This window comes from Klebsiella sp. TF21-TM (assembly GCF_019753495.1).
Lineage (GTDB): Bacteria > Pseudomonadota > Gammaproteobacteria > Enterobacterales > Enterobacteriaceae > Klebsiella > Klebsiella quasipneumoniae.
On sequence record NZ_JAIJYL010000038.1, the window covers coordinates 23,028 to 31,174 of the forward strand.

At 52.1% G+C, this 8,147-nt stretch carries 9 protein-coding genes and 2 pseudogenes; 5 read left to right on the forward strand and 6 right to left on the reverse strand.

Annotated elements, in window-relative coordinates:
- The first annotated feature begins 2 nt into the window (after positions 1-2).
- The 5 genes and pseudogenes from tssJ to K5R89_RS24240 form a co-directional block, all read left to right on the forward strand.
- Positions 3-527: a type VI secretion system lipoprotein TssJ gene (tssJ, locus tag K5R89_RS24220; protein ID WP_217259598.1), complete on the forward strand. Its 525-nt coding sequence runs from the start codon at positions 3-5 to the stop codon at positions 525-527.
- Positions 528-531: 4 nt separating this feature from the next.
- Positions 532-3,003 carry a type VI secretion system Vgr family protein gene (locus K5R89_RS24225; RefSeq protein ID WP_217259597.1) on the forward strand — a complete coding sequence of 824 codons (2,472 nt, stop codon included), beginning with the start codon at positions 532-534 and terminating at the stop codon, positions 3,001-3,003.
- Complete coding sequence (locus K5R89_RS24230; protein WP_087824995.1) at positions 3,004-3,888, forward strand: hypothetical protein; 885 nt, start codon at positions 3,004-3,006, stop codon at positions 3,886-3,888. It begins immediately after the preceding gene.
- Positions 3,878-4,438, forward strand: a complete 561-nt coding sequence (locus K5R89_RS24235) for a hypothetical protein (RefSeq protein WP_053065909.1) — start codon at positions 3,878-3,880, stop codon at positions 4,436-4,438. Before K5R89_RS24230 ends, K5R89_RS24235 begins: the two co-directional genes overlap by 11 nt.
- An 89-nt stretch (positions 4,439-4,527) precedes the next feature.
- Positions 4,528-4,659 (forward strand): annotated as a pseudogene (locus K5R89_RS24240) (type VI secretion system lipoprotein TssJ); the annotation flags it as partial.
- A 40-nt stretch (positions 4,660-4,699) separates the two neighbouring features.
- Here the strand turns inward: K5R89_RS24240 and K5R89_RS24245 are convergent.
- From K5R89_RS24245 to K5R89_RS24270, 6 genes and pseudogenes are all read right to left on the reverse strand, one after another.
- A pseudogene (locus K5R89_RS24245) lies at positions 4,700-5,823 on the reverse strand (IS3 family transposase).
- A 241-nt stretch (positions 5,824-6,064) separates the two neighbouring features.
- Positions 6,065-6,265, reverse strand: a complete 201-nt coding sequence (locus K5R89_RS24250) for an AlpA family transcriptional regulator (protein ID WP_029602656.1) — start codon at positions 6,263-6,265, stop codon at positions 6,065-6,067.
- 68 nt (positions 6,266-6,333) lie between these two features.
- Entirely contained in the window at positions 6,334-6,495 is a 162-nt protein-coding gene (locus K5R89_RS24255) for a TraR/DksA family transcriptional regulator (RefSeq protein ID WP_217259596.1), read from the reverse strand.
- Between the two features lies 1 nt (position 6,496).
- Positions 6,497-6,715, reverse strand: a complete 219-nt coding sequence (locus K5R89_RS24260; RefSeq protein WP_004146321.1) for a hypothetical protein — start codon at positions 6,713-6,715, stop codon at positions 6,497-6,499.
- Positions 6,712-7,881 carry a DNA cytosine methyltransferase gene (locus tag K5R89_RS24265; protein ID WP_217259595.1) on the reverse strand — a complete coding sequence of 390 codons (1,170 nt, stop codon included), beginning with the start codon at positions 7,879-7,881 and terminating at the stop codon, positions 6,712-6,714. The genes K5R89_RS24260 and K5R89_RS24265 overlap by 4 nt, the downstream gene beginning before the upstream one ends.
- Positions 7,878-8,147, reverse strand: a 270-nt coding sequence (locus K5R89_RS24270) for an MT-A70 family methyltransferase (RefSeq protein WP_260630711.1), incomplete at its 5' end; no start/stop codon positions are given. The genes K5R89_RS24265 and K5R89_RS24270, both read right to left, overlap by 4 nt.

An 8,147-nucleotide genomic window follows, 5' to 3' on the forward strand; every position in this document is an offset into this window, starting at 1 on the left:
GAATGGCAACAATAACCCGCTGGTGGGCGCTGACGCTTATTGCCTGTGGTCTGCTCTCAGGCTGCGGTCTGACTCAGACCGTTAAGGACGGTACGGTCAGCATCACGAAATCCATCTTCTACAGGAAAATTAAAACGCTGCATCTGGATTTTACCCCGCGTACGGCCATTAACGCCGATGGCGCACAGACGCCGCTGGCGACCATGGTGAGAGTCTATCAGCTCAGGGATCGTAAAGCGGTTGATGCCGCCGATTACCAGACGCTACTGCGCAAGGCCGATACGGTATTTAAGGACGATATGCTGGCGTCAAAAGCGCTGCTGGTGATGCCCAACGGCAGCGTGACGCTCAATATGCCCATGGATGAAGATGCTCAGTTCGTGGCGGTGGTGGGACTGTTTAACCGCCCGGATCAGAAGGATAACCGCTGGCGCCTGGTGCTGACCCGTGACGACCTCGACCCGGACAAACCCCGCACGATTGAGCTGGCTGATGGCTGGCTCAGCCTCGTGCCGGTGAAGGAGTGACGTGATGGATAACTGGTCAGCGCTTTTTGACGGACAGACCCGATATTTTCTGGATATCAATGACAGTTCAGTGAAGCCGGATGTTCTGCGTTTTTACGGCAGGGAAGCACTGAGCGAACCATTCAGATGGGACATCGAGTTCACCACGCTGCAGGCGAACATCCTCCCGGAACAGGTGCTGATGAAATATGCCTCCTTCCGCATGCGTGGCGGCAAAAATATCCACGGCATGGTGACCCGCCTGGAATGGCTTTCCACATCCAGGGACCAGTCCCGTTATCGGCTTACGCTCAGTTCGCGCCTGGCGCTTCTGGGATACACCCGACAGTGCGCGGTATATCAGAATCAGTCCGTTCCTGAGGTGGTTGAGCAGGTGCTGCGTAAACACGGGCTGGAGGGACCTGATTTTGACTTCCGCTTGGAGCGCACCTACCCACCACGTGAAATTATCACTCAGTGGCAGGAGACGGACCTGCAATTCATCCGGCGCATTCTGTCTGAGGTGGGAATTTACTGGCGCACGATGATGGACGACGTGCGCGGTCTGGATACGTACATTTTTGCCGACAGCCAGCTTAACTACCAGTTTGATGTGCGCCTGCCGTACAGCGAGCCATCGGGGTTGTTCGACGGCGCGGCAGAATCGGTCTGGGATGTGCGGACCTGGCACAATATCGCCACCGGCACCGTCGCCATGCGGGATTACAACTACCGGACCGCCTTCACACCGATGGATGCGACGGTCAGCGTGCGGAATGATGCGGTGACCACCGGGGAGCATTACCGCTACGCGGCACCGTATCGTGACGCAGGTGATGACGCCAGCCCGGAGCCGGAGACCGAATCCGGCGCGTTCTGGGCCCGGCTTCACCACGAGCGGGAGCTCAACAGGTCGGCACGCATTCACCTGTTCAGCAACGCTTCACATCTCGCGCCCGGGCAGGTGCTGGAGCCGCAGGGCGACGTCATTACGGCCCTGAAACAAGGCGTTATCCTCACGTTGGTGACCTTTCGTGGCGCCCGTGATTCCCGCCTGCATGTGTCGGTATGGGGCATGCCTTACACCGAACGATACTGTTTCCGCCCGGCGGAAATCCCGCGTCCGGAAATTCACGGCACACTTCCGGCCCGGATCGAAAGTCGTGAGAAAAATGATATTTACGCTCACCTGGACGAACAGGGGCGCTACCGGGCCAGGCTGAACTTTGACCGGGAAGAGAGCGAACCGGGCTACGCGTATCTGTGGCTGCGGATGGCGAAGCCATATTCCGGCGAAACATATGGCTGGCACACGCCGCTTACCGACGGCACCGAAGTGGCGATTGCGTACAGCAATGGTGATATTGACCTGCCGTACATCGCGTATGCGCTGCACGACTCGGAGCACCCGGACCTTGTGAACCGGGACAATCACACCCGAAACATCCTCCGGACGCCTGCCAACTCAAAATTACGCATGGAAGACAAGCGCGGTGAGGAGCACATTAAACTCGCCACGGAATACGGCAGGACGCAGCTCAACAGCGGGCACCTGGTGGATGCGCAGGGGCAACGTCGCGGCACGGGCACAGAGCTGCGCACCGATGAGTGGGGAACCCTGAGAGCAGGAAAGGGACTGTTTGTCAGCGCGGATGTGCAGGCGAAAGCGCAGGGTGACGCACTGGATATGAGCGCTGCGCTGAAGGAAATCGACAGGCTCAATCAGCAACTGCAGCAGCTGGAAATCGCCGCGGAGCAGGCGCAGGCGCTGAAAGCGGACGTGGACAGCCAGATAAAGATGTTTGAGCAGCGGCTGAAACCGCTTAATGAAGCGGTACTTTTCTCGGCGCCGGAAGGCATGGCCCTGACCAGCGGGGAAGATATGCAACTGGCCGCCAGCAAAAACGTCGCCATTAATGCTGGCGGAGATATCAGCACAGGCGCGATGGGCAACCTGACGCTACTTACCGGGGAAAAGCTCGGGCTCTTTGCCCGCACCGGCCAGCTGAGCCTGAAATCCGGGGAAGGGCCAATCGATGTCCAGGCGCAAAACGCCAGCATGCGGTTGTTTGCTGAGAAGAAGCTGACGCTGAGCTCAGCGAGTGACATCTCGTTTGCCGGAAAAAAACGCATCACGCTGATCGGCGGAGGAAGCTATCTGTGGCTTGAGGCCGGAAAGGTCGAGTATGGCACGACAGCGACGTATATAAGGAAGGTGAAGCGGACGATGGCGGCTGGTGCAAATTCAATACCAACGTCACCAATATCGATGCCATTAGTTGAAGATTTAATCAGGGATGGATTCTTCGATGAACAATTCCGGATCTTGAATGATAGTGGTAAGCCTATGGCCAATGTTCCGTATTTTATCTCTAGCGAAAGTGGTGAAACATTTAAAGGTGTCACCGACAACCAAGGTCTATGCAAACGCGTTTTTTCAAAGGAATCATCCAAACTTACCATCTGGTTAGGTGTCCAGGCTCTGGAGAAATGGTAGATGACTGAGTATTCAACGTTAACTAATGAAACTCCACATTCAACGTACGACGTAACTGGTTTGTTAATGCCCGCTCGAGCGTTTTTTTTTACTGTTGTTGATGAGCCAGGTAAAGACGGTTTTTTAGTTAGAAAAATATATGCTTCAAACTCTGATCCTTACCTTTCAAAAATGGATTTGTCAGAAGCGAAAATACTTTCAGAGACTAATCCGGAACGATATGGTTTAATTCCAAAGAATTTTTCTGCTCCCTACTCTGTAGCAGAGCATGTGATGGGGGATAATGCATCAGCGTATATCTCTACTAGTTCTGCATTTCCGGAAGGATCCCCAAGATTTGAAGGTAAAACAATTATCGTTGATATTGATAAAGCTGTTAAATCAGGTGCAAAATTAATTACTACAGAAGAGATACTTAGGAGTCTTGACGATTATAAGAAACAATATCCCCACCTGGAGAAACGCATTGATAAAATAGCAACTTATGTTAAGGATATAGATAAAGAAGTATTGCTGCACGGTGAAAAAATACCAGCTGCTGCAGTTTTTACTCCAGAAACATTAAAATACACAAAGTATTTTACGCGCGGTGCTCGTGTGGTACAGGTAACAGGGATTGTCTTCACAGCCTATGATCTAGAGCAGGCGTCTGAAAAATCGCTTAAAAACGGTAGCGTGAAACCGATAGCTGCTGAGGTCATCAGACAAGCAGGAGGATGGGGGATGGCAGTTGCCGGAGCAAAAATAGGTACAGTGGCAGGTGCGGCGGTTGGTATTGAGACAGGGCCAGGGGCGGTTCTGACAGGACTCGTTGGCGGAATTATATTCGGAACTGCAGGCTACTTTGGAGCCGATTGGGTGGCGGATTATATTGATGAAAATTAATTTATTTAGTTTGTTTAGAAAAAAGAATGAATTCCAGGATGAATTTCCTTTTGTACAATTTAGTGCTTTGCCAAAGGGATGGGATGTATATCCTTCATTTGTTTCTTTAGAAAAAAACAATATATATGCTCACTCAGCGCGATTTATGATTAATCCTGAAGATCTATCAGTTATTGAGTGTTTAATTAGGTTGTTTTTTAATGAAAAAGTGGAAATAAATGAGAGGAAAAAGAAAATTGTAGATCATAATAAAGTTCTCATTTGTTATAAATTTAAAGAGTTTGGACAGGATATAGTAAGGCTTATCACTAATGATAATGAATTTGTCAAATGTCTTTGTGAGAAAGGCTTAGAGCCGCCAGGGCCAGAAACGGTATTCCCTGATAAAAACCTCGGTGATTATGGTAGTCTGCAAGGAGAGATGGCGTTTTGGTGGGATGTATATTGGGAACCATTTTGGAATAGTTTGAGGGAAGATGAAAAAAAACAATATCTCGAACGAAGTAATTTTTCGGTTGATACTATTGAATTTTTGGAGTGCCGTCATTAACTAAAAAATTTACAACATTACTCGCCTTGGTTATCTGAAATTGTCTACATAAAATTTATAGTGTCCTTTATTAGTGTTAGACCTGTTAGCTCAGGGATCGTAAAGCGGTTGATGCCGCCGATTACCAGACGCTGCTGTGCAAGGCAGATACGGTACTTAAAGACGACGTACTGGCGTCAAAATCGCTGCTGATGATGCCCAAAGGCAGCGTGACGACCTCGACCCGGACAAACCCCGCACAATTGTGTAAGCACACCCGTTTTAGTTCCACGCACTTTTTGAGATTCCCGGTTTTTTCTGCCATCAGCCGGTACTCTTCCGGCGTCAGGTTGTTCAGGGATTCATGAGGCCGCTGGTTGTTATATTCCATCAGCCAGCGCTCTGTCATTTTCCGTGCTTCATTCAGTGTTCTGAACAGGTAAAAATCCAGAACTTCCGTCCGGTAAGTCCGTTTGAACCGTTAGATGAACGCATTCTGTGTTGGTTTACCCGGCTTGATAAATTCGAGCTATACGCTATGTTCTTCGCCCCATTGTGCCAGCGTAAATGAGACCAGTTCTTGCCCGTTGTCCATCCGCATCTTCAGCGGGTAGCTGCGGTTTATCACGATCCTGTCCAGCACCCGGACGACTCGCTGAGCCGGGATATTAAGGTTGATTTCTATCGCCCGTGCCTCACGGTTAAAAATTATCCACCACATTGAAGGTCCGAAAGCGTCTACCGCACACCAGCGCGTCGTGCATAAAATCGATGGACCAGCTCTGTTTTAACGCTTGCGGCGTCGTCAATGGTGCTGGATTACGTACTGGCAGCCGTTGCTTTCCCTTACGGCGAAAATTCAGTTTCAGCAGGCAGTAAATCCGGTGAACACGTTTATGGTTCCAGGTATGGCCCTGCCTGCGCAGCAGCTGGAACAGCTTCTTAAAGCCGTAGCGCGGATAGCGTTCAGCTAGCACATGGATCACCGGCTCATCACGCCGGGTATCGGGCTGATAAAAATACACTGCCCTGCTCAGCGATAACGTCCTACAGGCCTGGCGTAAACTCATGGCAAATTGCGCCGTCAGATAGCTGACGAGTTCACGCTTTATCGCTGGTTTAAAGCTTTTTTCGATGACGTTTTTTAACGCACGATTTTCCAGACTCAGATCGGCGAACATTTGTTTGAGACGGCGATTTTCTTCCTCCAGGTCTTTTATCTTTTTGATATCTGAGGCTTCCATACCGCCGTACTTCGCCTTCCAGTTGTAATAGCTGGCTTCAGAAATACCGGCTTCGCGGCAGACATCCCTGACGGTACGTCAGGCTTCAACGGACTTGAGAACGGCGATGATCTGGTGTTCGGTGAATCGTGCTTTACGCGTGGCGAGCTCCTCAAAGGACATCATCAATATGACGGAAGATCTCTAAAAGTGAATGGTTTGGTTCACAGGGATGCTTACAAGCGATAGGGAAGGGAGAGTGTAGGTTTATGTTTTCGCACGGAATGGTGATGTAACGCAATGGGGGTTGAGGGAGAAGACTATTGCGCCTGGTTATGGTGTCCCCTGCATACATCTAACCTGATATGCAGGGGTTTGAAATGGATGATGTTTTTTACGTGTGAAAAATATTTTACTCGTTACTTTACCCATCGGAGCGGGAAAGGAGCCTTTTTTTGAAATCGCAGTGCTCGCTAAATAGCCATCTTGCTCGACCGTGTATAACCCTGCTTTTTGCCAGGTCTCCTGCTTTGATTCGTTTATAGATGAAGCTTTTGCTGAAGCCAGTATCGGCCATGATAAACTTCAAATCAACAAGGCTATCGGGTTGCATCTCATGTTTCATCTTCCACCTCTCGTTATAGCCAAATGCTTACCACGTTCTTCAAGCTCTTCTTGACAGTCAGCGCAGCGCTAGCATCCCGCCACCAGTTCCCGGCGCCGATCGGGTATCTCTTCCCCGCAGTCGCGGCAGTGAGTAGCCGAAACTGCATTGTGGTTGATGCGCATGTTCTGGATGGTCATTTCCAGCCGGCGCTCTGCCAGCTCGTTGGCCTGATCGATGATTTCTGGCATGTCAGCGCTCCTTTATCTTTCCGTTCAAAATGCCGATTTCCACATAGAGATGGCTTGGCGTTAACCCAAGCTGCCTTATCAGCGGCATGCATCCGTTGAGGATCGGTCGTGATATCTCGTCGCAACTTAAAGCGGGAGATGACCGCCGTTTTGCCTTAACCTCATCGTTAGCCCTGCGCGCGATGCTTCTGAGCGCATTTTTCTTTTCTTCTGGCGTCATGCGACCCCCATATAAGCGCGAATGAAAGCCGCAGCTGCCTGGGCGTTTATAGCGTTACCGTACCCTTTCAGGCGGCCGACGCGGTTGCTGCTTGCCACTCTTGCCACCCCGGGCTCGACTCGTCCCATGCGTGCGGCAACCCCATCAACCAGCGGGAATGTGCCGGGTTCAACTGGACGCCATTTTCCATCTCGACAAAAGAGCCAGTCCGCATCTCGCCAAAAACCGTTAACCTCAAGGGCCCGGTAATCCCCGCGAAGTCCTGCAGGCGCTGTTGAGTCTTGCTCCCGTCCTGTCGATGCATGTTCATGGCCGCATCCACTGATGGCGATCGAGTGTTGCTCGTTGTCGGTGTTGGCCAGCCCGTCATGAACGCCTGGCGCGGCAGCTGGTCCAGTCGTTCCTTCCCGTCCCGCTGCGCCGTCATTCCAGCCGAGTCTTTCCAGTCGCGCGACGTTGGCGTTACCCAGCCCGCCATTCTGGCCGCCCCTCCCAATGTTGATCCCCTGTTCGGCGCATTGGCAGCGGCACCCAGCCCCCTGACCTGGTTGTTGTCGATCGTGGTTGGAGTCGGCCAGCCTGACATCATCGCCGCCGTTTGAATATTCATCCCGCCCTGGCGCCCGGACGTTCCCGCGCCGGTCACTGATGACGCTGTAGGCGTTGGCCACCCAGTAGGCCCGCTCTCTGATGTGCGGCGCACCGATGCCCGCTGACGTAAACGGCACAAGCCCGAAGGCGTATCCCACTCCTTCCAGGTCTGCTTGTACAAGGTCGAACCATGTGTTTGCGTTACCGCTTGCAACCTGTTCGCCAAAGACATGCTGAGGTCTGCGCTCGCTGATGAGGTGGAAGAAGTGAGGCCAAAGGTGCCGCTCGTCAGCAAACCCATCGCCTTTGCCTGCCGCGCTGAAAGGCTGGCAAGGGCAGGAGCCAGTCCAGGCCGGTTTATCGTCAGGCCATCCGGCGAGGCGGAGGGAATGAGACCAGACGCCGATCCCGGCGAAAAAGTGGCACTGGGTAAATCCTCTGAGGTCGTCAGGTGTGACATCTTCAATACTCCGTTCGTCAACTTCGCCCGGGGCGATATGCCCGGCGGCTATGAGGTTACGCAGCCACTGCGCCGCGAATGGGTTGTTTTCGTTGTAGTAAGCTGCCGCGCTCATGCTGCCTCCGTCTTCACAACGTCGATGGCGCAGCCGGGTATCAGCTCAACGGAAGCGGTGGCGCATTGGTTGCCCCAGACGTCGAAACCGTGAGATGACTGGCGGGCGAATAGCTCTATGCGCGGTACATCTCCAAGTAGCTGAACCAGTTTTTCGCGGATGATGTCAGGCTTGCGCGAGTTCTCAAGTCGCGGTGCCGTAACATGCTGGCAGATCGACTTATCGATTCGCTTGGGTAGCTTTCCTTTCACCGCAAACAGACAGTC

Coding starts and splice junctions, on each gene's coding strand:
- tssJ (WP_217259598.1), top strand. CDS start 3: ATGGCAACAATAACCCGCTGGTGGGCGCTGACGCTTATTGCCTGTGGT.
- K5R89_RS24225 (WP_217259597.1), top strand. CDS start 532: ATGGATAACTGGTCAGCGCTTTTTGACGGACAGACCCGATATTTTCTG.
- K5R89_RS24230 (WP_087824995.1), top strand. CDS start 3,004: ATGACTGAGTATTCAACGTTAACTAATGAAACTCCACATTCAACGTAC.
- K5R89_RS24235 (WP_053065909.1), top strand. CDS start 3,878: ATGAAAATTAATTTATTTAGTTTGTTTAGAAAAAAGAATGAATTCCAG.
- K5R89_RS24250 (WP_029602656.1), bottom strand. CDS start 6,265: ATGAAACATGAGATGCAACCCGATAGCCTTGTTGATTTGAAGTTTATC.
- K5R89_RS24255 (WP_217259596.1), bottom strand. CDS start 6,495: ATGCCAGAAATCATCGATCAGGCCAACGAGCTGGCAGAGCGCCGGCTG.
- K5R89_RS24260 (WP_004146321.1), bottom strand. CDS start 6,715: ATGACGCCAGAAGAAAAGAAAAATGCGCTCAGAAGCATCGCGCGCAGG.
- K5R89_RS24265 (WP_217259595.1), bottom strand. CDS start 7,881: ATGAGCGCGGCAGCTTACTACAACGAAAACAACCCATTCGCGGCGCAG.